This window comes from Bacillus sp. F19, from assembly GCA_023823795.1.
Taxonomy (GTDB): Bacteria; Bacillota; Bacilli; order Bacillales; family Bacillaceae; genus Bacillus_P.
Window position 1 is genome coordinate 458,496 of record CP085711.1, and the last position, 22,759, is coordinate 481,254.

Below are 22,759 nucleotides of genomic sequence, written 5' to 3' on the forward strand. Positions count from 1 at the left end.
TTATTTATCCTTCACCAGTTCCCATTCCAACTGTCTTCTGCCCTAAATGGACAAGAGCAAAATCTTCAGCAGCCTTCACAGCCGCTGCCGTCATGATATCTAAATTCCCTGCATAATTTGGAAAGTAATCTCCCGCTCCTTCTACTTCAAGAAAAACGGTCACCTTATTTTCTTCAAATAATGGATCCTGTTTTAGACGATAGCCCGGCACATAATGCTTCACTGTTTTTACCATATCGTAAATGGATTCGAGTATCGCTTCCTGATCCATGTTTTTCACTTCGCAAAATACAGTGTCACGCATCAAGACAGGTGGCTCTGCGGGATTAAGGATAATAATGGCTTTCCCACGGTCTGCACCCCCTACTTCTTCTATCCCCCTACGTGTCGTAATCGTAAACTCATCAATATTCGCCCGTGTTCCCGGACCAGCACTTTTACTTGAAATAGTAGCAATGATTTCGGCATATGTAACGTCTGCAACGCGGTTAACCGCATGAACGATTGGAATGGTTGCCTGACCTCCACACGTAATCATATTCACATTCGACACGTTCAAGTTAGCTTCTAAATTAACTGCAGGGCAAACAAATGGCCCCTTTGCTGCAGGCGTAAGATCGATGGCAAGCTTCCCCATTTCCTTTAGGATTTTAGCATGCCTGATGTGAGTTTTCGCTGAAGTCGCATCAAAAACGATATCGGCCAAATCTGGTGAATCCACCAATCCTTGTATTCCATTTGCTATAGCATGATAGCCACGCTCATTTGCACGCTTTAGTCCATCAGATTCAGGATCGATTCCTATCATGGCAGCAAGATCGATTACATCGCTTCTTTCAAGCTTATACATAAGGTCAGTACCGATATTTCCGGAGCCAATAATAGCTGCTTTCATTTTTTTCACTTAAATATCTCCCTTACTCAAAAGTTACCGAAACATTGCCTAAATATCCGAACTGAGCTGAAATCACGTCGCCTTGTTTAACAGCAATTGCACCGGATAATGCTCCTGGAAGAATCAATTCTCCCGCTTTTAAGGAAATGCCAAACTCATTCAATTTATTGGCTAACCAAGCAACGGCCTGTGCAGGATGACCAAGGGCTGCTGCTCCCGTCCCTGTTGTCAAAAGCTCTTCATTTTTATAAAGAGACATTCCAATTGAACGCAAATCCAATCCTTCAATCTGGCTTAACTTTTCACCTACAACCACCTTAGCGGATGACCCGTTGTCGGCTACCGTATCTACAAGTTTGATTTTCCAATCAGCTATTCTGCTGTCAATAATCTCAATCGCAGGCACCACATATTTAGTTGCCATTAATACATCGATATAGTTCACGTTTGGTCCAACTAAGTCTCGATCGAGAATAAAGCCTATTTCCGCCTCAACCTTCGGACTAATAAGTTCGCTTATTTTTACTGTTTGGCCATCGTTTACTTTCATATTATCTAAAAGGTGACCATAATCTGGTTCATCGACGCCAAGCATCTGCTGCATGGCTACGCTTGTGAGCCCTACCTTTTTTCCGATCACTTTATGCCCGTCGTTTATTTTCTTTTCTATTACTTCAAGCTGGATTTGATAGGCATCTTCCACATTTAAAGCTGAATATTGCTGTGTTAGAGGGGCAATAGCTTTTTGGCTTTTTTCTGCTTCTATTAAATCATATACAACCGATCGTAATAACATATTCATCAGTCTTGCTCCTTCCACTCCTGAATTCATACATAAAAAGTGGCCCTTAAGCCACCTTTTCATTTACTAAACTATAATTTCATGGTGATTGTCTTTGCTTCTGTGTAGAATTCAAAGCTATGCCGTCCGCCCTCTCGACCGATACCACTCGCTTTAGAACCTCCGAATGGGGTCCTTAAGTCACGATAGTACCAGCAATTGATCCAGAATAAGCCCGAATTCACCTGGGCAGCTACTCGGTGTCCACGGCGAAGGTCATTGGTCCAGACAACTCCAGCCAATCCATAAATCGAATCATTGGCGATTTGAATAGCTTGTTCTTCCGTTTTAAAAGGAATTACAGCCAATACAGGTCCGAAAATTTCTTCTTGTGCTACCCTCATTTTATTATTAACATCAAAAAGCACTGTCGGCTCATAGAAATTGCCTTGGGACAAGCCTTCCACTCGTTTGCCTCCAACGGCGATTTTAGCACCTTCCGAAATTCCAATTTGCACATAATTCTCAACTGTTTCTAAGTGCTTCTTAGAAATTAGAGCACCCATATCTGTACTTTCATCTAATGGGTCTCCAACCTTAATTTTCTTCACTGCATCCACGAATTTTTCAATGAATTTATCATAAACGGATTCCTGTACTAATAATCGTGAGCCTGCTAAGCAAATTTCCCCTTGATTTCTAAAAATCGCTTCAATGGAACCTGCTACCGCTTCATCCAAATCTGCATCTTCAAATATGATATTGGCTGACTTTCCGCCTAATTCTAGTGATACAGGAATTAAATTTGCTGCCGCATTTTTCATAACGGTTTTACCAGTTTCCGATTCTCCTACGAAAGAAATCCTTCGTACATATGGATGTGTCGTCATGGCAGTTCCTACCGTCCCGCCAGGACCTGTCAGGATATTTAGGGCACCCGGTGGAAGTCCTGCTTCGTTGGCAATTTCACCTAGCATCACTGCACTAAGCGGCGTATAGGATGCTGGCTTTACAATCACCGTATTGCCAGCTGCTAATGCTGCTGAAACTTTCCATGTCATTTGCATGAATGGCAAATTCCATGGAATGATTAAGCTCGTCACTCCTGCAGGCGCATATTTTGAATAGCTCATATGCTTGGATTGATCATAATGCTCATGGTTTATATATTTCGCCATTTCCGCGAAGAATCTTAAATTAGCTGCCGCCCGGGGGATATCAAAGTCACGGCTTTCTTTAATTGGCTTTCCTACATCAACTGTTTCGATCAAGGCCAGCTCATCAACACGTTCCATAACCAGATCTGACATTCTGCAAAGAATCTTTGATCTCTCTTCAACAGGCATTTTGCTCCAAATGCCACTTTCAAATGTACCTTGTGCTACCTGGACAGCCATTTCGACGTCCTGCTCATTTGCGCTTGCTACCGTAGCTAGCCTTTGGTTGGTTGAAGGATTAAAAGTGTCAAACGTCTCACCGGAAATCGCGTTTACATATTCACCGTTAATAAAGAGCTTCGCATCTTTTATGGCTATTTGTTTCTCAAGAGCCTGGCTCATATGGTCCCTCCAAATCCTCAATCTCTAAAATCATCTCTACTTCGACAGCATTATTGTTTGGTAGCTGGGCCATACCTACCGCAGATCTCCCATGCTTCCCTCTTTCCCCAAATACTTGAACAAGCAAGTCAGAGGATCCATTCATCACTTTAGGCTGGTCTGTAAATTCTGGTGTAGAGTTAACAAAACCAAGGATCTTAACAATCCGTTTCACTTTGCTGAGCTCGCCAATCTCATTTTTTACTACGGCTAAGAGGTTGAGCATGCATTGCCTTGCCGCGTCATACCCTACTTCTACTGATATGTCATCTCCAAGCTTACCACGGTATTCATCTGTACCCTGGCCTGAAGTAAAGATCAAATTTCCTGTGCGCACACAGCTTATATAATTTCCAGCTGCCGGGCGAAGTGCCGGAAGCTTTAATCCAAGGTCCTCTAATCTCTTCTCAGGTTTAATCTCATAGTCCACCATGTGACACTCTCCTTTATTATTTGATTAATAGATTTACTGGAATATTTAAGAATCGAAGAGCGTTTTCCCCCAGCATAGCCCGTTTCTGTCCTTCTGTTAAAGTGAGTGTATCGTCTATGATTTTACCGGGCGGGGTTTCCCTAAGCAGGAATGGATAATCCGATCCCATGATAACCTGCTCATGACCAAATTTTTCAACCAAGAATTTAACGTTCACTGGATCATTTACAATAGAATCATAGTAAAAGCTTTTCGCATAATGACTAGGCGGGTTTTCAATTTGTCTTAAGTGAGGCCATACCTTCCATCCATGGTCGAGTCGGGGTAGGATATATGGCAATGATCCTCCGCCATGGGAAAAGCAAATTTTCAGCTTGGGAAATTTCGCCATTACCCCTCCAAGAATGAGGCTTGCAGCAGCTAAAGCCGTCTCACTTGGCATACCAACCGTATACATTAAATTATGAGCGGGCATCCTCTCCCTGCCTAACGTCTCCCATGGATGGACGAATATTGGGACATCCCATTTCTCACACATCTCAAAAAATTCAACAAGTGATTCATCGTCTAAATTTTTACTATTAACGTTTGTACCAATCTCAATCCCTTTTAGGCCAAGCTCATGAACGCAGCGGTCCATTTCTCGGATAGCAGCTTCTACATTTTGAAGTGGAACTGTGCCTATTCCAACAAATTTAGTTGGATACTTTGCAACAGTCTCAGCGATATAGTCATTTTGGAGTCTAGCCATTGCTTCGGCAGCCTCAGAAGGCGCCCAGTATGAAAAGGTAACAGGAATTGGAGACAATACCTGGATATCTACATTTTCTAATTCCATGTCATGGATACGCTTTTCAGGACTCCAAACTTGATCAGTCACTTCACGGAAAACCTTCCCGCCGACCATAATATTTGCTCCACAAGAGCAAGTTGGCTGCAGCACCGGCCATCTATCATTTTGATACTTGCTTGCGAAGTCTGGGAAGTTTGCAGGGATAATATGTGTATGGAAATCTACTCGCATTGCCATTCACTCGCTTCAGGAGGCATGATGTGCCCGCAGTTCTTACATGAACGAAGCTCTAAATTGCTATTAAATCCGTTTATAGCCTCTTTCACCTGTACCTCAATATTCGTTAATTGAACTGTTACACGGTGCATTTCTTTATCACAGCTATCGCAGAACCATACAAAGTCCTCTAGCTCACCTTCAGCACGATCACGTTCAATTACGATACCAATCGTATCAGTAACCCTGTGTGGTGAATGAGGCACGTTTGCTGGAAGTAGGAACACTTCTCCTTCTTTAACAGTGATAACTTCCCGCTTTCCCTCTGCATTAATAATTTCTACGTAGCAATCCCCTTTTAATTGGTAAAAAATCTCTTCAGATGGATCAACGTGAAAATCACGGCGTTTGTTTGGACCTCCGAGAACCATAAACATGAGCTCTGAATCCTTCCAAACTACTTTATTATTTACTGGCGGCTTAAGCAGAGCTTTATTTTCCTCTATAAATCCCCATAGGTTTAATGGTTTAAGCGAGTTTGTCATTTTCATCTTCTCCTCTCAGATTTGGGTACCTTCTACAGAAGGAATTATTGGGTTTCCCCCAACATTCCAATTTTCAGCAGATATTTCATATAACAGGATGCGAATTTTTTCAATAGGGACGTCAAGGTTTTGAGCAACGGCCCCTGTGACATCCTTCACTAGCTTCCTTTTTATTTCTGAGCTTCTGCCTTCTAGTATTTTGATTTCAACAATGGGCATGGTTCCGCTCCCTTTAAACGATAAATGTATGATTGACACCCCGTCTTTACCAGCAGGCGTTCAAATAACTAAAGTGCTTCTGGAACCTTGCCTTCATATTTTTTAAAAGCCTTTTGCATAAAGGTAACTTCCTTTGCCAAAGAAGTAATTCTATTTAACACTTCCGAATCGACAATTTCATTTTCTTTGCTGAAATGGTCGTTATGGGCATACACATAACCTGGCGCAACAAAAGCACGGAAGTAACCAGCAATCGGCTTCAGCTGATTTTCTATAACAAGATAGTGCTGATAAGTCCCACCTGTAGCTACAAATCCCATTACTTTATTGCGGAAATCCTGTGGATTGATTAAATCAAACAAATTTTTCAGCGGCCCTGTGATTGATCCCTGGAAAATCGGGGTGCCGATCACATAAAAATCAGCGGAAGCTACCTTCTCTATCACTTTCCTTGTGTCGTCATTGTAGTTTGCAGGATTCCTGCCATCACAGAACTGTATGTCGTAATCCCTTAAATCCAGCAATTCGACTTCATGGTCCTGATTGGATGCCTTCACTTCGTCGAGAACCTTTTGGACCACAATACTTGTTTTTGCTCCGATAATCGTGCCCGATATACCTAATAGTTTCATATAAAAACCTCCCCTAATAGCTTGTTGCCTCTTACTTAAATACCAGCGGTCCAACCCAAAAGAGAGCAGGATTCCTTATAATCACCATCTGAAATGAGCTTGCGTATCCTCGTTGATGAAATCAGCTTTCCGCTATTACAATAAACTGGAGATGTAACATTGACTGGAAAATGATTTTCTAATAGGGTTACATCGCCTTCTCTATTTTTCCCAAACCTAAAATTTGAACCAACGTAGATCTCCATCGGTTTAAGTTTATTTAATTCATAAATAAATTCGAGAGGAAGCCGAGTAGAATACCATTCATCAAAGCTTGCAACAACGGCGTAGTTTATGCCCAGTTTTTCAATTCTCTTCAGTTTCTCTTCTATTGGCGTTAAAACCACGGCTCCTTGAAAAAAATGGCGAGGAGGGGGATCAAATGTATAAACAACGCTTGGAATCCTTAGGGCTTCTCCCTTTTCAACAGCTTCCCTAATTACAGATTGATGACCTTTATGAACTCCGTCAAAAGCGCCGATGGCGATAACAGATCCTCGTAGTTCAAGAGCACCTTCTCTTATTGTTTGCATTTTCAACACCTCCTTTAGGATGAGCAAAATCAAATTGCTTCCACATTTTTATCAAGAAAGTCGTCTTATTTGTTAGCTACCTCTTCCTTTACATCAAATACTTTTAAGGCTTCATCTACCATATCGAACGAACTCTGCCTCTTGCAGCTGTTGTAAAAAATAGCCCGTTTGCGAATTGGATCGCCTGTATAATAGCGTTCGTATTGAAGAAGCCTTTGTCCAAATGCCTCTCCGCATAGATCCCAGGCTAATTTAAATAAATGGACTCGGTCTTCTGCTGAAACACCTTCACGCCCTACATAGAATCGGTCTAAATCGCCTTTTAATTCCGGATTTTTAAAGTCTGCATCCGTTGGGGACATTAACAGTCCTCCAGCTCCTATAATCTGCATGACCTCAATTGCACGAGGATACATTTTTGGAAGTAAGCCCCGGATTGTTTCTAGCGCTTTCCATTCTGGCATTACTTCGCCTGTTGCTGTGACTTCATGCTCATACTCTGAAACCTTCAATAATGCCCTGATGGATTCAACAGATTGGATCAATTCACCCAAGTCATTTTGAACGTTTAGGAATACGTCAACTCCGATGGAATCAGCCAATTTACATGCCACTTCAGTAGCAAATTGCAGCTTCACAAGCCCTCTCACACCAGATTGATGCGCCGGTTGCTGTGCGATACCTGTCTTTGGATAAAGCAAATTAGCAGCTTCTACATTGTTATAAAGGAATACGCGGTCCCATGGTACTAACACGTCATTAAACACCAGCACAGCATCCATCTCTTCGAATCTTGAAGCTAGTGGATGATCATACACTGAACGTTTGCCATCTTGCATAGGCTCGCGGCATAAAATTCTCAATCCTGGAGTATCAAGCGGAAGTGCAAATGCAAGTGCATAACGCTCATCACCAGGCTTAAAACCTGGGTATGAATAGACAATGACTTCATCGGTGATTGGCGCAAGCGTTGCAAGCATTTTTGCCCCTCTTACAACTAATCCATCTGGGCTTTCTTTGACTGTTCCTAAATGGGTAAACATATCTTGTTGTTCGTGGGAAGCCTTGCTTCGGTCATTCTGTGGATTGATAATGGCATGCGTTAAGAAAATGTCATTATCTCGTATGTATTTATAGTACTCTCTAATATTATTGCCCCATTCCAGATTGTATTTATCTAGGAATTCGGAGTTTGAGGCCATTGATGTCACAACGACATTTAGGAAGTCTGGAGTCCTTCCCATTAATCCAAAAGTAGATCTTGCAAACTCTTCAAAAACTCTCCTGCGTGCAGCTAAATCCTCATATTTTTTTGGAACTAAGAAAGCATTGGACACTCTTTCTCCTGTTTCTTCACAAATATGAGTGATTTTTTCTTGATACTCAGGGTCATGCTGCATATCATATAGTTTTGCAATTTGGAGAATAGGCTGTTGAAAAACGGCTTCTTCAAAAACATTCTCGACTCTTCTTCCAGATAGCCAAACCTCTGGCTTTCGAGATTTTAATCCATCAATATATTGCGCACCTGTACGTGTACCCATAATACGCCTCCTTTTATATTCATAATCGTATTATAGAACTGAATTTTCAGAATAATTGTAATCTGATTAACATTTCTTCAAAGAAATTAAAGTTTCAAAAAAATGATTTTTGTGCTTAGTATTTTAAATCAGCTTAAAAATAAAAGTGCCTCATCTAATTTGATATAAATCCAATTTAGAGAGACACGCCTCTTTTGTTGATGGTTTCATTTAAAGCATATTAAATTTTCACATCGCCTTTCTTAGGGATAAACAGGACAGTTATGGATGCAATGATTCCTGCAACGGCAAATAGAAAGAAGTTAAGCGTGAAATCAAGCTTTGCACTCATGAAGATTCCGATTAAGATTGGCCCGGAAATAGCTCCTATTCTTCCAAATCCAAGTGCCCATCCCAATGCAGTAGCACGATTGCCGGCATCAAAATATTTAGAAATGTAAGCGTTCAGAATGAGCGTTGTTCCAATTGTTCCAAAGCCCGCCACTCCGACTAAGACATAAACAAACACCATGGAAGATTTAAAGCTTAATAGTGCAATGGAAATACCCGCAAGGAAATACGAAGCGCTGATAATTTTCTTTGATCCATAGCGATCTGCTGCCATTCCGGCTAAAAGGGCCCCTACAGCAGCTGAAAAGTTAAGCATTAACAGAAATCCAAGACTTGGGCCAAGTGGATATCCAGCCTCTCTCATCATTTTCGGGAGCCAAGTGCTTAAGCCATAAATCATCAACAATCCCATAAAGAAAGTGATCCAGAAAAATACAGTTGCACGAATATTTTTCTTTGAAAATAAGCTTGCAATTGCCGCTAATTTACTGCCAGAATCCTTATTAGGAGCATTTGATTGAGCCAGTGTGAATTCGGCAGGAAGATTAAATTCCTTTGCAATTCGATCTGCCTTGGCGAATTCTTTTTTGACCAAAAGAAAACTAATAGATTCAGGTAAAAATTTAATGATAAAAGGAATAATAAGGACAGGAATTACACCTATCCAAAACATTGTTCTCCACCCATGCTCCTGCAGGAAAAACATAGAAAATAAGGCTCCAAGAACCCCGCCAATCGGATATCCCGTGTACATGATGGCGTAAAGCTTTGATCTGTGTTTAATGGGCGAATATTCAATCGTTAAGGCAGAAGCAGTCGGAATGACACCACCTAAACCAAGTCCACCAATAAAACGAAAAAATCCAAACATTTCTAAAGAAGTTGATAAAGCTACCAGTGCCATTGAGACGGAAAATAAAGTGATACAAATGACAAGTGTCATTTTACGGCCTATTAGATCCGTTAGAGTACCAACACATATTGCACCTATAAGCATACCCATTAGTGCATAGCTGCCTATTGCACCTGCTTGTGCAGGGGTCATGTTCCATTCCTTATATTCCATTAAAGCTGGCAGCACAGCCCCATAAATGCCCAGGTCATAACCATCAGCAAGCATAGCGAACCAGCACAAGATAAGAACAAGCTTCGTCGCTTTAGGCATAATCTTTATTGATTCGCCTTTCGTATCAAATTGGCTATTATTTTGTACGGCAGTTTGTAAGTTTTGGCTCATGCTTACATCCCCTTTTCGGTATTTGTCCAATGCATTAGTCGCTTTCGCATTTTCTGGATGCATTACCCTCCCCACGAAACTCGCTTTCTAGCTCCCCTTTATTAAATCGCCAGTTTTACCCCCTAACTCTCCTTACCAACATATGCTTACTTTATTATGCAGAGGAAATGTTTTGAATATTCGTATTTGCAAGAATACTCATATTGATTTTACAGAGTAATTCGTTTAGACTTTTGTAAAGTGGTTAACATAAATTTATTTTTTCTAAAATTTCTAACTATTTTATTTAATAATGCAGAGTTTGCTTATATCAGATTCTTGCCGTTCATTTATGTAAGCGCTACCAAGTTAGTCCTTTTTATTAGGAGGTTGTTATATGACTATCTTTTTTGACAGTGATTTTAAGTGGGACAGGTATTTGCAGATGGGATCCAGGCAATTTTTTAAGGAGAAAGCGGTTATTTATACTCAGGGAACAACAGGGGAAGGATTTTATTATATTCACAAAGGGATAGTTAAAGTTACAACCACTACTACTGCCGGAAATGATCGGCTGTTAAACATCGCGGTTCCCGGTCAATTATTAGGAATACAGGCAATGGACCGGCAGCCCCATTTTACGACAGCAACTGTAGTAAATGACACCATTCTTTACTATTTTTCTTGCGACCAATTTGAAAAGCTTATCAATTTACAGCCGTCTCTATTAAACTTATTTATCAAAACGGTCATCCAGAAAATGCACATTCTTGCAGATAAAATATATTTGTATACATTAACTCCAGAACAACAGCTCTCCTCTATCCTACTAAATATATGTTATGAATTTAAGAATTACGAAGTTCATATCACCCAACAAGACCTTACAAAATGTACAGGATTATCAAGAATCACAGTCTATAAAATTTTAAAACAATGGAAAGAGGAACAAATAATTGAGATAAAAGAGCGGAAGTTTTTCATCAAAAAACCTGAATTATTAAAAAGGCTTATTAACCAGAATACCATTGCCAAAAGTGTATAAAGCAACAAATTTTGTGTTTTTTCGATTAGGTCAGAATTCAAAATTAATAGTTCAGTAAAAATGCTTATTTTTATAAGAAGGAGATCTTATGAAAAATATCCGTAATGCGTGGAGTCCATTTTTAAAATACGGTTATAAATATGAGGTAGAGGAGAACACAGTCGTTTACCACCAGGAAAGCGAAGGGAAAGGATTTTATTACTTGCATATGGGCGGTGTGAAAATAACTCTCCTCACTCATGAAGGCGTGGAACGTACTATCAACTTTGTACCGGAAGGAATGCTATTTGGGGAGCACGGTGTAAATAAGGAATGTTACTTAACATCAGCCATCACGACGACACCTTCTGTTATTTATTATTTTTCTGATGAAGTCTTATCTAGAATCAGCAAGGAACATCCAGAAACAGCCATCCTATTTACAAATTCCTTAATCTATAAATTTAGGATACTAGCCGAAGTCATTTCTTTTCTTAATTCACCAGTTGAACAGCAAATGGCACATTATTTGTTGAAACTTGTAAATGAAAATGGCACTTTTTTGATGGATCAAACGTCATTTGCACGGTACATAGGTACCTCTAGAATAACGGTTAATAAAATATTAAATAAGTGGAAAACTCAACATATTATTGCATTTTCTAATCGAACCATTCAAATTTTGGATTTCGAAGGACTAAAGACGATCCGTGGATCAGGAGCAAATCCGCTCTCAAATTTGGATGTATTAATATTATCGATGTAGATAGACAAGAAGGTATCTTTGTTATCATGAAAAAGATGTGCAAACCATGCAGTGTAAGCGCATCTTTTTTTGCTTTATTTCTATAAGAAATAAAGTCGATTGTCCTGCAGAGTCCATCTGGATTTGATTTAACAAATACTCCTCATGGTAAACTTGAATATTTTTCTTCAATTTTTATACTACCAAGCGTAAAGTAGTTGAACATTCTTCTTTTTAATCAGTTGGTGGTTCTTCAAGCTCTCCTATTAAAGATCTGTTTGCCCCTTTGTTCTTTTTTCAGAGTTAACCTTTTAATTTAAGCTAGTATGGTTTCCTGTAGATAATTACAATGTTATATTTAAATATAACATTGTTGATAACATATATATTAACATATTCAATAATATATATTAATCGGTTTTATTCATTGATTTCTTAATAAATGTACTCACTTTAAATAGACATATTTTCATTGAAGGAGTTTGATTATGAAACGACTAAAACCCTTAAATGATATTCTTTTCAAGAAGCTGTTTGGAGAGAATTAAGATAAAGATTTATTAATAGGATTCTTAAATGCAGTCTTAGAAAATGATGTTGAAGATTTGTACATTGTAGAAGAAAAGCTAAATAAAGAAAAAATTGATGATAAGCAAGGAATCCTTGATATAAAGGCCATTTGTTATACTGGAGAAAAAATTAATATAGAGGTCCAACTAGCAAATGAATACTACATGAAAGAGAGAACACTCTTTTATTGGTCAAAGCTGTTTACTGAAAATTTTAAAGCAGCTCAAAAATATTCAGATTTAAATAAAACCATTACCATCAATATCCTTGGATTTAATTACCTGACGGACATTGAATCTTATCACTCGCGCTATAAGATTTACGAGGATCATTCCAAACAGCTTCTAACTGATTTGCTTGAAATTCATTTTATTGAAATGCCAAAATTCAATGAAACGGATGTTGACCCTTGCATAGATGGTCATTATTTCTAAGAGGGGATTCGGTTAAGCCGCCTAATTTAGAGGAGGTGTTTATCTTGGATCAGTTAGTAGCAAAAGCAGAAGATAAACTACGCCGTTTAAGTGCTGACGAGGAAACTATCCGCATGTATCTGCTCCGAGAAAAATTTATTGCGGATCAAAAGACACAAATTGAAGGTGCCAGGAATGATGGTATGAATGAAAAAGCCATTGAAATTGCTAAAAGCTTACTCAAAATACCAAGTATGTCCGTTCAAGATGTTGCAAACCATACAGGGGTGCCTCTGCAAAAGATCAGGGAAATTGAAAGTGAAGTCCGATAATATATTGATGAGCGCCTATAATGGCGCTCATTTTTTGTTTTTACATTAATGACTGTCTTATTCAAAAGAAATGATGAAAAGATTCTAAAAATCTTCAAAATGTGCAAGTGCACCCTTGGACTACCTTAAGGATCCTGATGTTGCCGAAGGTGAACGCTCTTCAATCTTTTTTAATAATTTGTAAAAATTATCGAAATATACAACAACAATTGTATACATTATCAAATTTAACATTAACAACAAAGTTAATATATATATCGACATATATATTAAAATACAGTGATTAATTAACATCAACAACAAAGTTAATATATGTATCTATATATATATTGAAATACAGTGATTAATTAACATCAACAACAAAGTTAATATATGTATCGACATATATATACTAAAATACAGTGATTAATTAATATTATATCCTTAGAGTATTATTAATAGGATTCTTAAATGCAGTCTTAGAAAATGATGTTGAAGATTTGTACATTGTAGAAGAAAAGCTAAATAAAGAAAAAATTGATGATAAGCAAGGAATCCTTGATATAAAGGCCATTTGTTATACTGGAGAAAAAATTAATATAGAGGTCCAACTAGCAAATGAATACAACATGAAAGAGAGAACACTCTTTTATTGGTCAAAGCTGTTTACTGAAAATTTTAAAGCAGCTCAAAAATATTCAGATTTAAATAAAACCATTACCATCAATATCCTTGGGTTTAATTATCTGACGGACATTGAATCTTATCACTCGAGCTATAAGATTTACGAGGATCATTCCAAACAGCTTCTAACGGATTTGCTTGAAATTCATTTTATTGAAATGCCAAAATTCAATGAAACGGATGTTAATTTACATAATCCTTTGCATAGATGGTTATTATTTCTAAAAGGGGATTCGGTTAAACAGCCTAATTTAAAGGAGGTGTTTATCTTGGGTCAGTTAGTAGCAAAAGCAGAAGATAAACTACGCCGTTTAAGTGCTGACGAGGAAACTATCCGTATGTATCAGCTCCGAGAAAAATTTATTGCGGATCAAAAGACACAAATTGAAGGTACCAGGAATGATGGTATGAATGAAAAAGCCATTGAAATTGCTAAAAGCTTATTCAAAATACCAAGTATGTCTGTTCAAGATGTTGTAAACCATACAGGGTTGCCTCTGCAAAAGGTCAGGGAAATTGAAAGAGAAGTCCGATAATAAATTGATTGAGCGACTATAATGGCGCTCATTTTTTGTTTTTACTTTAATGACTGTGTGAATGGATTTTCTAGAGTAATTATTTTTATTCAAAAGAAATGATGAAAAGATTCTAAAAATCTTCAAAATGTGCAAGTGCACTCTTTGACTACCTTAAGGTCCTAATGTTGCTGAAGGTGAACGCTCTTCCATCTTTTTTAATAATTTAATTATTGAAAAATTTAACAAAAATTGTATACATTATTAAAATCAAAATTAACAACAAAGTTAATATATATATCGACATATATATTAAAATATAAAATACAGTGACTAATTGAAAAGTAATTATTGAATCTTTTGGCCAACAGCAAATAAAGCTTTTAACTACCTATTCAAACATTTTAAGTGAATATTTCTAAATTGAAGGTTCCCCTCTCTTACTAATACTTATTCAAAAGATATTAACCTGCATGTATATAAAATTATTAAAATGGGTATACTGCTAATACCCCCTTGATTTAAATAAATGATTTGCAAGTCCAAGTCCTTCTTAAGAAGGATTTTTTTATGTTCACAAATTCTTTCAATGAAAATTAGAACCTTCAAGGCACTTAAAAACATTTTCTATGTATAAACCAATCTCATTTGGTCAATAGTGATAGCAACACACATTGAATCAAGGAGATTGATATATATGGAATGCAGAAAATGTGAGAAGCACATCCGAGTCAGAGATAAAGGGTTACACAAAAAACGCAACGGCCTATGCAAGAGCTGCCATGAAAGCGAAATGAAATGGATCCAGCAAGGATTGAAGTTTGCCATGCCTCCAAAAAGAAAAGCAAAATAAAAAAGCCACCTGGGTTGATGGCTCAGTAAACGACTTGCTGTTTTCCCCCTACATTTATGATCGTAGGATAGACCTTGTATTTTTCATTCACGTTGTGTTTTTCCTGCAGGGCATAAACAAAGTCAGGTGAGTTGACACATGCCTGCAGAAGGTAATCTGCGAGCTCTGAGCGCGAAAAACCTGTACTGACTGCAAGAGCGTCTAATTTCTTTTCCGTATCATTGCTGACGGATATCGAGAACCTGCAGCATCGTTTTCCGCCTAATCCTTTTGTTTTCGCACTTTTCGATTTGTTGGGAACTTTAACTTTCGCCATTGTTTATCAACCTCCAAAAGTGAATGAGTGGTGCAGTGATGTTATAAGATATGTAGGACTCTCCTGGAAAAGAACAGTTCTGTATCATTTAACAAGGGTCTCTTTCCTAAAAGCTGAATGCTTTTATATGATGCACAGGCATCTCCTTATTACAAGAAGGAAATGAGGTACCAGAGGAATGTTTAGATAATGAAGGCTTAAAAACCAGTCTGTATGTCGAATATATGAAGGTGGTTTAACGGAAAAATAGAATCATTTTAGATCGCAAATATACAGAGGATCCGTACCACGAACATGGTGATTGTTCGTGTTTTTGGCATGTCTGGTTTATGATAAATGGAGCAAAGACAAGCTTTTTAAATCTTTTTTTCTATAAATCAATGAATCTTACAATCATAAAAATGCTTTAAGATGCCCCCCCTCCCCCTCTTCTCCATACCCGTAATGTTAGATTTTTCTTAGATTTTTAGAAACGGTAAAGTGGTTCAGTGCATCAATACAGCTGCTGCATCACGAAAGGGAGGAAGGAGATTATTTTCATTGTTCGTTTCATATGATAGTGAGGAGCTAGCAAATACACTATCTTACAAGCTAGCTCCTTGTAAAAAAGATTCCTAGAAAAAAACGAACATTCTCGACATTCTATAAAAGTGAGCATGGATTTTTTTCAGTCATATCCTTATATGGTTTTGAATATCCTATAAAAATACGTCCGAAATGAGGGATCCTATGAGAGTGATTGCTAAGGTGCCAAATGATTTTGTTATTACTTTTGATGAAGAGGAATTTGTGGGGCTATCTGAAAGAGAAAAAGATCAGATTATCCATGCTGCGGTTAAAGAGATCGTATCTGAGCAAATCAGCTGGATTGAAGTACACGAAAAAATGGCTATCTAGATAAGAGACCCCAGAGATCATATTCTCTGGGGTCTCTTATTGAATTTTTCTTTTTATATATGAATGCGATTGGTGTTACTGAAAACGAAATTTATGGATTTCTCGATCCTAACCTATGTTTAGAGTGATTTCATCATTAACAATGACAATATTGTTATCAAAAACATATTTTTATTATCATAATTACTAATATATATCTGCATTATATTCATCATTAACAATGACAATACTGTTATCATAAACATATGTTTTATTATCATAATTATAAGTACATATCTACATTATATTCATCATTAACAATGACAATATTGTTATCATAAACATATATTTTATAATTATGATTACTGTATATATCTACATTATATTCATCATTAACAATGACAATATTGTTATCATAAACATATATTTTATAATTATGATTACTGTATATATCTACATTATATTCATCATTAATAATGATAATATTGTTATCATGAACATATGTTTTATTATCATCATTACTAGTATATATCTACATTATATTCATCATTAATAATGACATTATTGTTATCATGAACATATGTCTTATTATCATCATTACTAGTATATATCTACATCATATTCATTATTAACAATGACATTATTGCTATTATTAACATATGTTTTATTATCATCATTACTGATGTATATATCTACATTATATTCATCATTAACAATGACAATATTGTTATCATAAACATATGTTTTATTATCATAATTACTGATGTATATATCTATAGTGCTCTTTATTTCGTTAATATTATTCTTGCATTATCAAAGTAGCTTTTATCCGTGTTTGGAGCACTATTTCGATGCAATAAGAACATCTATTGTGAATTAAGGTAACTAAGGTATTTCAAATAAATACAATAGAGAGGAAGCGTAATATTCATGATAATTTAGGGAGAAATCAAATTCGATAATGGTATTAAAAATGAATTTCAACAGTAAAGCTTTTAAAGATACTCTAGCTTTTAGGTTCTGTTAAAACGCTTAATGCTGATTTTTTTAACACAAAGACTTAAATGAGATTATTCAAGCTCTTCTTGAGAGGGAGGCTCAAATAGCAGCATGTACTCTTTAAGGTTAGTCTCAGATAAGTGAAACGTACCTTGAGGAAGTTGAGCATTTCTTGCTGCAAGACGCTCTAAAAGCATCTCTTCAGTTGCATCTAAAAAATGTATCTTAAAGTCAGCTCCTAATTCTGCTGCTCGTGAGCGAAATTCATCTCGCTCGCTACGTCCCCAAAATCCAAAGTCTAAAATAACATCTACACCAAGAATTAAAACTCTATCAGCAACATCCCAAAGTAAACTTTCAACTAAGTCGTGTCTAGCATTATGATCCTTGTCATCCGTATCATGTCCAAACAAACGAATATGCCATATGTCAGGAGTTAGACGAAGTGCAGAATATTTCTTTTCGAGTTTCTGCGCAAGGGTAGTTTTACCACTGCACGGCAGCCCAACCATTAAATGAAGTGTCGCGATAGTCCTCACCTCCAACAAGTAACGTACACAATGTCTAAACGATATATTTAGTTTAGCGTATTGTAACAAATTGATAATTACAAGATCATTTAAGTAAATTGTTTTTTTAACGAATGTTTTATAGTAGTTAAGCCACCTGTACTGTTCGTTTAAGAAAGAATAATAGATCAATATTATTCTTTAACACAGTGTTATATTAAAAAAAATCAATCAGGATAAACCTGATTGATCTTTTATCTGATAAAAAGTAAAATTCACTTTAGTTTGAATGGGGTTTTGAGAAACTAATTCATTCGTTCTATCTTGAAGATTTTCCTTCGATAACCCCGTATTCTTCCAATAACTTTCTAATGGCCGCATTGATGAGCTTGGATTTGTCTCCTTTTTCCCCTCTTGCTGCGATTTTGTCTACTTCTGCAGCTAAGTCCGGATCCATATAAAAAGAGGTGAATACCTTCTTCACTTTTTTCTTTGATGGTTTTTTCCCAGCGACTAAATCACGAAGATAATCATCATCGTTGTTATCGTCAATGTCAATAATATCAGTAACGTTATTATTAACAACATCAATGTTGTCTTTTTTAACATATGTGTTGTTGTTAACTTTATCAGTAACATTATTATTATTATTTTCTTTATTTTTGTCATTATTATTAATTATATTTTCATGATTGAGATTGTCATTAACATTGTTGTCTGATTTCTCATCTGTTTTTTCTGTATCATATGAGTTAAAAAAAGCTTGTGTAGCATTTGGTTTTTTAATTTTATCTTTGAGGCTGTTTTTGGTTGACACGGTCTTTCAGCTCCTTCACAAATGGTATGTAGTATTCTAATGCATTTTTTAATTCGGAATTTCCATCAAAACCTGAAATGGCTAATCGTCTAGTAGATGCTTTTCTTCTTATAATTGAATTAAACATTAATCCAGGATAATCTTCTTGAATGGCTTCTTCCATTACTTCATTTTCTTTAGCTCTAGCATCAATTAAAGAAAATAAGACCCCGGCAGTTTTTAATGCTGGATTATATCGCTCTTTTGCACCTTCAATAATCTCTAAGAATTTAGGAATGGCATAATATGCAAACATCGATCCATCAAACATGACTACAGCATAACTTCCAGCTTCTGAATATGTACTTAATGGCATGACTGTCTGCTCAGATAACGCTGGAGGTGTATCGATAATTATCCAATCATAATCCTCCATGACAGGCTGAAGAGCTTTTTGTAGGGCATCTAATTTTAACCCTTTTTCAAACATTCTTCGTGGTAATGTTGCCAAGAAATCATTTGATGGTATTAAATCTAAATTCTCTTGGATCTTAATGATATAAGAACGTGCATCTTCTTCTAAGATGGCCTCAAGAATGGTTTTCTCCTCGAAGACATTGCATATATCATATTCGCCAGTTAAAAAGCTGGTTAAGTTTCCTTGCCCGTCCATATCAATGGCTAAAACTTTATCTTCCTTACTTAATAGATAGGAAGTAATTCCACTGCTGGTAGACTTTGAACAGCCACCCTTACTTATACCGAATGTTACTATTTTTGCTGCCAACATTAACACCTCTTTTTCTTATTCTAATAATACATCTGAAATTGTTGTTTCTAAATATATAATTATATTAAAACATATGTTGTTGTATATGTCATTTTATATATTAGCACATATAAATATATTGAATTTAAGGCTTCCTTTACTAATCTTATTAACTGAAGTTTTTTTACATAATAATGCAATTTTTTTATTACACTAAATATATGTTAATATATATGTTAATACATAATATGCATATATTGTTAAGTTATTATTAGAAACAAAATGTATCAATAAATTGTTGATAGATATATAGTCAATAACATTTTATAAATTAATTACAGTAGCAACATATATGTTGTTGTATATGATAAAAACGTTAATATTTATGAAAATGTTATATAACATAAATTTGTTTTTGGTATCATACAGTGATTTATCATTATTGTTGTTTATAATGTTAATATATATGCGGACATATATTTTAATATATAGACTATCTATAACAATAACATTAGTTATAAACGATAACTTAGAAAACTATTTTAAATCAATGTATATTTTGACATATATGATAATGATAATGTTAATACATAAAATAATATTGCTTGCGTTGTATAAGAAAGGACTATTCAGCAAAGGTTATTTTCTTTGATCATATGGAAGGGTGTCTCGTTAATGCTGTCTAGTGGGTGACGGCCGTAGGGATTGCAAATGTCGTATTAGCAGTCTACATGGCTGTCTTCATGGACATCGGGGTTGGTGCTTCATCCCTGATTGCCCGTAATATAGGAGCTGGTAACATGAGTAAGGCAAAGACTGTTGCGAAACAATCATGAGCGGATTAAAGAAAAACTAAAAGGCATGAGTCCGGTTGAATACCGAACTCATGCCCTACCCGTTGCCTAATAATAAAGTGTCTAACTTTTTGGGCTCACTTCAGCTTAAGGGGGTTGTGATGGGGAGCTTCTCTTAGTTACGATTATGTTTACTAGATTTGTATAAACTATTTATGAAATATTTATAATCTTGTTCATCTGCTCTTACATACTTCTTAGCAAAAAAACTGCCACCACAATAAAAATTACAATACAAAAGACTCCGATGAACATCCATACCTTACTATTTTTATCCAATACAAAAAAAGCTGCTATTGTAGACAATAAAGCAAGAGTTATAAGAAGTAACCCGGTTCCATCAATCATACAATTTCTCCTTTTAATGAATTTTCCCTAGTGTGTTATCAAGTTTAATATCTAGGATCAAAATCCTCTTTTTGGTTCTCGGAATCTTAGTTTTTCATTTCTAACTGAAATATGTGAAGTTAAGGAATTTCAAAAATGTAGATGTTTACTTTGTTCCATCAATAAATATAGATGGTAATATTTCATAACGTTATACAATTATTGAAATAGTTAATTATTTTAAATTTCGAAAAAACAGCGCTTACATATTGTGCTTTTTCATAACTGGTGTTATTTTATAATTAATAATCCATATTGATCACATGTTACTGATTCGATCAGGCAGGGTGGTGCAGTTGAAAGAATTTCAATTCTTTTGATTGGATACCACCGTGCCTTTTTTGCGTTAATTTAAAGAGAATTTATTAGTAAATGATCTAAAAATAGGTAAAAGGAGATTCTAAAATGTTTTCAAAATTAATTAAGAAAAATCCAAAAACATCACAGCTTATTTTCGCACCAATAAATGGAGAAATTCTTTCCATAGAAGGAGTGCCAGATCCTGTTTTTAGTCAAAAAATGATGGGGGAAGGAATGGCTATTATTCCGATTGATGGAAATGTAGCATCTCCAGTGGATGGAAAGGTTATACAAGTAGCTCCTACAAAGCATGCTATTGGAATATTAGCTGATGGTGGATCTGAAATATTGATTCATGTTGGTCTTGAAACAGTTGCTCTAAAAGGTGAGGGATTTGATTTAAAGGTAAATGTTGGAGATTCTATAACTGTCGGGCAGTTATTACTGACATATAATTTACAGCATATTAAAGAACATGCAAAAAGTGATATGTCGATTATGGTTATTACAAACAGTCAAAAGAATACTCACAAATATGAAATGTCAATGAATAAAGTTGCAATAATAGGTGAAACGGTTGTTATGAAGGTGACGAAAAAGTAAAACTTTCTTGTACCATGGAGATGAGGAGGGGCATTTAAGTGAAAATCAAAAAAATTTTGAATAATAATGCGGTAGTGGTTGAAGACGGTCAAACCGAGAAAATAGCCATCGGCACAGGCATTGCCTTTAACAAGCGAAGAAATGATATTGTCAGAACACAAGAAGTTGAAAAGCTTTTTGTTATGGAGGAGACGGATAAGTTACAGCAGCTTATATTGAGAATTCCTGAAAAACATTTCGAAATATCAGAAGAAATCATTTCCTATGCAGAAGAAAAGTTAGGTGTGAAATTACGTGACCATATCCATATTATTCTTACAGACCATTTGTCCTTTGCGATTGAAAGAGTACGAGAAGGAATTCATTTACAGAATAAGCTTATTCAAGAAATTAAAGTACTCTATAAAATTGAATTTGAAATTGGTATGTGGGCAATTCAGCATATTGCAGAGAGGTTTCAAATTGAAATGCCAATAGATGAAGCTGGCTATATTGCACTTTATATCCATACAGCTAAACCAAAAAGTGGAGATATGAAGGAAATAGTAAGACAGACAGCTATTATCAGTGATCTTATCCAAACCATTACTGAATATTTGGCTATTAAGATAGATCATGATGATATTTCTTATCAACGATTAATTACACATCTTCGTTATTCCATCTCTAGAGTAAAACATTTTGAACTCCATTCTCTGGATGAGGAAATGCTAGAAATGATTAAAAAGAAGTTTCCAATTTCCTATCAATGCTCTAAGGAAGTAGTTCAAGTTTTAAAAAACACTTATGAAATGGAACTTCCTGAATATGAACTTGGATACATATCTCTCCATATAGAAAGATTAAAGCAACGATGGAGTATAGAAGAGAAGAATTAAAGTTTTATATATATTGAAAAAAGCATTTGCTTTTTCAATATATATAAAACCATTAGGAGGGATAGAGATGTTAGGATTTTTTCATAAAAATAGGTAAGGCACTTTCTTTCTATTGCTGTAATTGCCAGTAGCAGCGATCTTACTTCGAATTGGCCGGTCCAATTTATTAGACATTAAGTTTATTACTAATTCAGGGAACGCGATTTTATTTAACATAGCTATTTAATTAATTTGCTATTAGTCTACCTGTTGGAGTTTATCAATCGGAAGTAGCGCTGCAGGTTTTTAGTATTAACAAACTGAACCGTAGCTATTATGAAGCGGTCAATATGAATGTTTGTAAGGAATTATATTTGGTATTATATCATCATTTTTCAGATTAAACTTCCAGACTGACTGGTTTTGGTGGAAAGAGATTGGTTCCTACTATTAACCCTATAACGTTATTAGTAATGATTATCTAAGCAATAATATTTGTTTTTTTGTCACCAATCCATAGAATTTTGAATAAGTAAATGGAGATAAAACCAAGATTGTGCGGGTTAAAATAAAGTGAGAAATTCCTTACTTAAGTAAAATTTTC

Annotated in this window: 24 protein-coding genes and 2 pseudogenes; 10 read left to right on the forward strand and 16 right to left on the reverse strand. The window is 35.8% G+C overall.

The features are described 5' to 3' along the window. Positions 1-4 precede the first annotated feature (4 nt). The 11 genes from LIT25_27885 to LIT25_27935 form a co-directional block, all read right to left on the reverse strand. Positions 5-904 (reverse strand): acetaldehyde dehydrogenase (acetylating), encoded by a 900-nt coding sequence (locus tag LIT25_27885; GenBank protein ID USK36573.1) that lies wholly within the window; start codon positions 902-904, stop codon positions 5-7. Between the two features lie 13 nt (positions 905-917). Beyond that, complete coding sequence (locus LIT25_27890) at positions 918-1,691, reverse strand: fumarylacetoacetate hydrolase family protein (GenBank protein USK36792.1); 774 nt, start codon at positions 1,689-1,691, stop codon at positions 918-920. A gap of 77 nt (positions 1,692-1,768) precedes the next feature. After that, positions 1,769-3,235 carry an aldehyde dehydrogenase gene (locus LIT25_27895; GenBank protein ID USK36574.1) on the reverse strand — a complete coding sequence of 489 codons (1,467 nt, stop codon included), beginning with the start codon at positions 3,233-3,235 and terminating at the stop codon, positions 1,769-1,771. After that, positions 3,219-3,707 carry a RidA family protein gene (locus LIT25_27900; protein ID USK36575.1) on the reverse strand — a complete coding sequence of 163 codons (489 nt, stop codon included), beginning with the start codon at positions 3,705-3,707 and terminating at the stop codon, positions 3,219-3,221. Before LIT25_27900 ends, LIT25_27895 begins: the two co-directional genes overlap by 17 nt. Before the next feature lie 16 nt (positions 3,708-3,723). Continuing rightward, positions 3,724-4,737 (reverse strand): amidohydrolase, encoded by a 1,014-nt coding sequence (locus LIT25_27905; GenBank protein USK36576.1) that lies wholly within the window; start codon positions 4,735-4,737, stop codon positions 3,724-3,726. After that, entirely contained in the window at positions 4,722-5,261 is a 540-nt protein-coding gene (locus LIT25_27910; GenBank protein ID USK36577.1) for a 3-hydroxyanthranilate 3,4-dioxygenase, read from the reverse strand. Before LIT25_27910 ends, LIT25_27905 begins: the two co-directional genes overlap by 16 nt. Positions 5,262-5,276: 15 nt before the next feature. Beyond that, on the reverse strand, positions 5,277-5,519 hold the full coding sequence (locus tag LIT25_27915) for a 2-hydroxymuconate tautomerase family protein (protein ID USK36578.1): 243 nt from the start codon (positions 5,517-5,519) through the stop codon (positions 5,277-5,279). A 29-nt stretch (positions 5,520-5,548) separates the two neighbouring features. Continuing rightward, a complete protein-coding gene (locus LIT25_27920; protein USK36579.1) occupies positions 5,549-6,112 on the reverse strand; it encodes an NAD(P)H-dependent oxidoreductase in 564 nt (187 codons plus the stop codon). A gap of 35 nt (positions 6,113-6,147) precedes the next feature. Continuing rightward, positions 6,148-6,684 carry an FAD synthetase family protein gene (locus tag LIT25_27925; protein USK36580.1) on the reverse strand — a complete coding sequence of 179 codons (537 nt, stop codon included), beginning with the start codon at positions 6,682-6,684 and terminating at the stop codon, positions 6,148-6,150. Positions 6,685-6,749: 65 nt separating this feature from the next. Next, positions 6,750-8,228 (reverse strand): 4-hydroxyphenylacetate 3-hydroxylase, encoded by a 1,479-nt coding sequence (locus tag LIT25_27930; protein ID USK36581.1) that lies wholly within the window; start codon positions 8,226-8,228, stop codon positions 6,750-6,752. Between the two features lie 220 nt (positions 8,229-8,448). Then, complete coding sequence (locus LIT25_27935; GenBank protein ID USK36793.1) at positions 8,449-9,723, reverse strand: aromatic acid/H+ symport family MFS transporter; 1,275 nt, start codon at positions 9,721-9,723, stop codon at positions 8,449-8,451. Between the two features lie 448 nt (positions 9,724-10,171). Between LIT25_27935 and LIT25_27940 the strand changes: the two genes are divergently transcribed. The 5 genes from LIT25_27940 (at position 10,172) to LIT25_27960 (ending at position 14,057) form a co-directional block, all read left to right on the forward strand. Then, positions 10,172-10,819: a Crp/Fnr family transcriptional regulator gene (locus tag LIT25_27940; protein ID USK36582.1), complete on the forward strand. Its 648-nt coding sequence runs from the start codon at positions 10,172-10,174 to the stop codon at positions 10,817-10,819. 88 nt (positions 10,820-10,907) lie between these two features. Then, positions 10,908-11,564 (forward strand): Crp/Fnr family transcriptional regulator, encoded by a 657-nt coding sequence (locus LIT25_27945; GenBank protein USK36583.1) that lies wholly within the window; start codon positions 10,908-10,910, stop codon positions 11,562-11,564. A gap of 542 nt (positions 11,565-12,106) precedes the next feature. Then, a complete protein-coding gene (locus LIT25_27950) occupies positions 12,107-12,547 on the forward strand; it encodes an Rpn family recombination-promoting nuclease/putative transposase (protein USK36794.1) in 441 nt (146 codons plus the stop codon). A gap of 44 nt (positions 12,548-12,591) precedes the next feature. Then, positions 12,592-12,858 (forward strand): hypothetical protein, encoded by a 267-nt coding sequence (locus LIT25_27955; protein USK36584.1) that lies wholly within the window; start codon positions 12,592-12,594, stop codon positions 12,856-12,858. Positions 12,859-13,295: 437 nt separating this feature from the next. Further along, entirely contained in the window at positions 13,296-14,057 is a 762-nt protein-coding gene (locus tag LIT25_27960; GenBank protein USK36795.1) for an Rpn family recombination-promoting nuclease/putative transposase, read from the forward strand. An 854-nt stretch (positions 14,058-14,911) separates the two neighbouring features. Here LIT25_27960 and LIT25_27965 read toward each other — a convergent pair. Further along, on the reverse strand, positions 14,912-15,205 hold the full coding sequence (locus LIT25_27965; protein ID USK36585.1) for a ribbon-helix-helix domain-containing protein: 294 nt from the start codon (positions 15,203-15,205) through the stop codon (positions 14,912-14,914). A gap of 729 nt (positions 15,206-15,934) precedes the next feature. Here LIT25_27965 and LIT25_27970 point away from each other — a divergent pair. After that, the gene (locus LIT25_27970; GenBank protein ID USK36586.1) at positions 15,935-16,102 is read left to right on the forward strand and encodes a hypothetical protein; all 168 of its coding nucleotides are present in this window, start codon (positions 15,935-15,937) and stop codon (positions 16,100-16,102) included. A gap of 1,049 nt (positions 16,103-17,151) precedes the next feature. On the opposite strand, the gene LIT25_27975 is transcribed toward LIT25_27970, so the two are convergent. The 3 genes from LIT25_27975 to LIT25_27985 form a co-directional block, all read right to left on the reverse strand. After that, positions 17,152-17,592, reverse strand: a complete 441-nt coding sequence (locus LIT25_27975) for an ATP-binding protein (GenBank protein USK36796.1) — start codon at positions 17,590-17,592, stop codon at positions 17,152-17,154. Between the two features lie 316 nt (positions 17,593-17,908). Further along, positions 17,909-18,406: a ribbon-helix-helix domain-containing protein gene (locus LIT25_27980; protein USK36587.1), complete on the reverse strand. Its 498-nt coding sequence runs from the start codon at positions 18,404-18,406 to the stop codon at positions 17,909-17,911. Beyond that, positions 18,378-19,172, reverse strand: a complete 795-nt coding sequence (locus LIT25_27985; protein USK36588.1) for a ParA family protein — start codon at positions 19,170-19,172, stop codon at positions 18,378-18,380. Before LIT25_27985 ends, LIT25_27980 begins: the two co-directional genes overlap by 29 nt. 671 nt (positions 19,173-19,843) lie before the next feature. On the opposite strand from LIT25_27985, the pseudogene LIT25_27990 reads away from it, so the two are divergent. Continuing rightward, positions 19,844-19,987, forward strand: a pseudogene (locus LIT25_27990) (MATE family efflux transporter). Then, positions 19,983-20,060, forward strand: a pseudogene (locus tag LIT25_27995) (IS3 family transposase). The pseudogenes LIT25_27990 and LIT25_27995 overlap by 5 nt, the downstream one beginning before the upstream one ends. 134 nt (positions 20,061-20,194) lie before the next feature. Here the strand turns inward: LIT25_27995 and LIT25_28000 are convergent. After that, the gene (locus tag LIT25_28000; GenBank protein USK36589.1) at positions 20,195-20,356 is read right to left on the reverse strand and encodes a hypothetical protein; all 162 of its coding nucleotides are present in this window, start codon (positions 20,354-20,356) and stop codon (positions 20,195-20,197) included. Between the two features lie 444 nt (positions 20,357-20,800). Between LIT25_28000 and LIT25_28005 the strand changes: the two genes are divergently transcribed. Together LIT25_28005 and LIT25_28010 are read left to right on the forward strand one after the other, a co-directional pair. Continuing rightward, positions 20,801-21,298, forward strand: coding sequence for a PTS glucose transporter subunit IIA (locus LIT25_28005; GenBank protein USK36590.1), 498 nt, complete (start codon positions 20,801-20,803; stop codon positions 21,296-21,298). Positions 21,299-21,336: 38 nt separating this feature from the next. Further along, positions 21,337-22,176, forward strand: a complete 840-nt coding sequence (locus tag LIT25_28010; protein USK36591.1) for a PRD domain-containing protein — start codon at positions 21,337-21,339, stop codon at positions 22,174-22,176. Positions 22,177-22,759: the final 583 nt, after the last annotated feature.

Excerpts from the sequence above, each read along its gene's own strand:
- LIT25_27890 (USK36792.1), bottom strand. The coding sequence starts at position 1,691 with ATGTTATTACGATCGGTTGTATATGATTTAATAGAAGCAGAAAAAAGC.
- LIT25_27895 (USK36574.1), bottom strand. The coding sequence starts at position 3,235 with ATGAGCCAGGCTCTTGAGAAACAAATAGCCATAAAAGATGCGAAGCTC.
- LIT25_27900 (USK36575.1), bottom strand. The coding sequence starts at position 3,707 with ATGGTGGACTATGAGATTAAACCTGAGAAGAGATTAGAGGACCTTGGA.
- LIT25_27905 (USK36576.1), bottom strand. The coding sequence starts at position 4,737 with ATGGCAATGCGAGTAGATTTCCATACACATATTATCCCTGCAAACTTC.
- LIT25_27910 (USK36577.1), bottom strand. The coding sequence starts at position 5,261 with ATGACAAACTCGCTTAAACCATTAAACCTATGGGGATTTATAGAGGAA.
- LIT25_27920 (USK36579.1), bottom strand. The coding sequence starts at position 6,112 with ATGAAACTATTAGGTATATCGGGCACGATTATCGGAGCAAAAACAAGT.
- LIT25_27925 (USK36580.1), bottom strand. The coding sequence starts at position 6,684 with ATGCAAACAATAAGAGAAGGTGCTCTTGAACTACGAGGATCTGTTATC.
- LIT25_27930 (USK36581.1), bottom strand. The coding sequence starts at position 8,228 with ATGGGTACACGTACAGGTGCGCAATATATTGATGGATTAAAATCTCGA.
- LIT25_27935 (USK36793.1), bottom strand. The coding sequence starts at position 9,723 with ATGCCTAAAGCGACGAAGCTTGTTCTTATCTTGTGCTGGTTCGCTATG.
- LIT25_27940 (USK36582.1), top strand. The coding sequence starts at position 10,172 with ATGACTATCTTTTTTGACAGTGATTTTAAGTGGGACAGGTATTTGCAG.
- LIT25_27945 (USK36583.1), top strand. The coding sequence starts at position 10,908 with ATGAAAAATATCCGTAATGCGTGGAGTCCATTTTTAAAATACGGTTAT.
- LIT25_27965 (USK36585.1), bottom strand. The coding sequence starts at position 15,205 with ATGGCGAAAGTTAAAGTTCCCAACAAATCGAAAAGTGCGAAAACAAAA.
- LIT25_27970 (USK36586.1), top strand. The coding sequence starts at position 15,935 with ATGAGAGTGATTGCTAAGGTGCCAAATGATTTTGTTATTACTTTTGAT.
- LIT25_27975 (USK36796.1), bottom strand. The coding sequence starts at position 17,592 with ATGGTTGGGCTGCCGTGCAGTGGTAAAACTACCCTTGCGCAGAAACTC.
- LIT25_28000 (USK36589.1), bottom strand. The coding sequence starts at position 20,356 with ATGATTGATGGAACCGGGTTACTTCTTATAACTCTTGCTTTATTGTCT.
- LIT25_28005 (USK36590.1), top strand. The coding sequence starts at position 20,801 with ATGTTTTCAAAATTAATTAAGAAAAATCCAAAAACATCACAGCTTATT.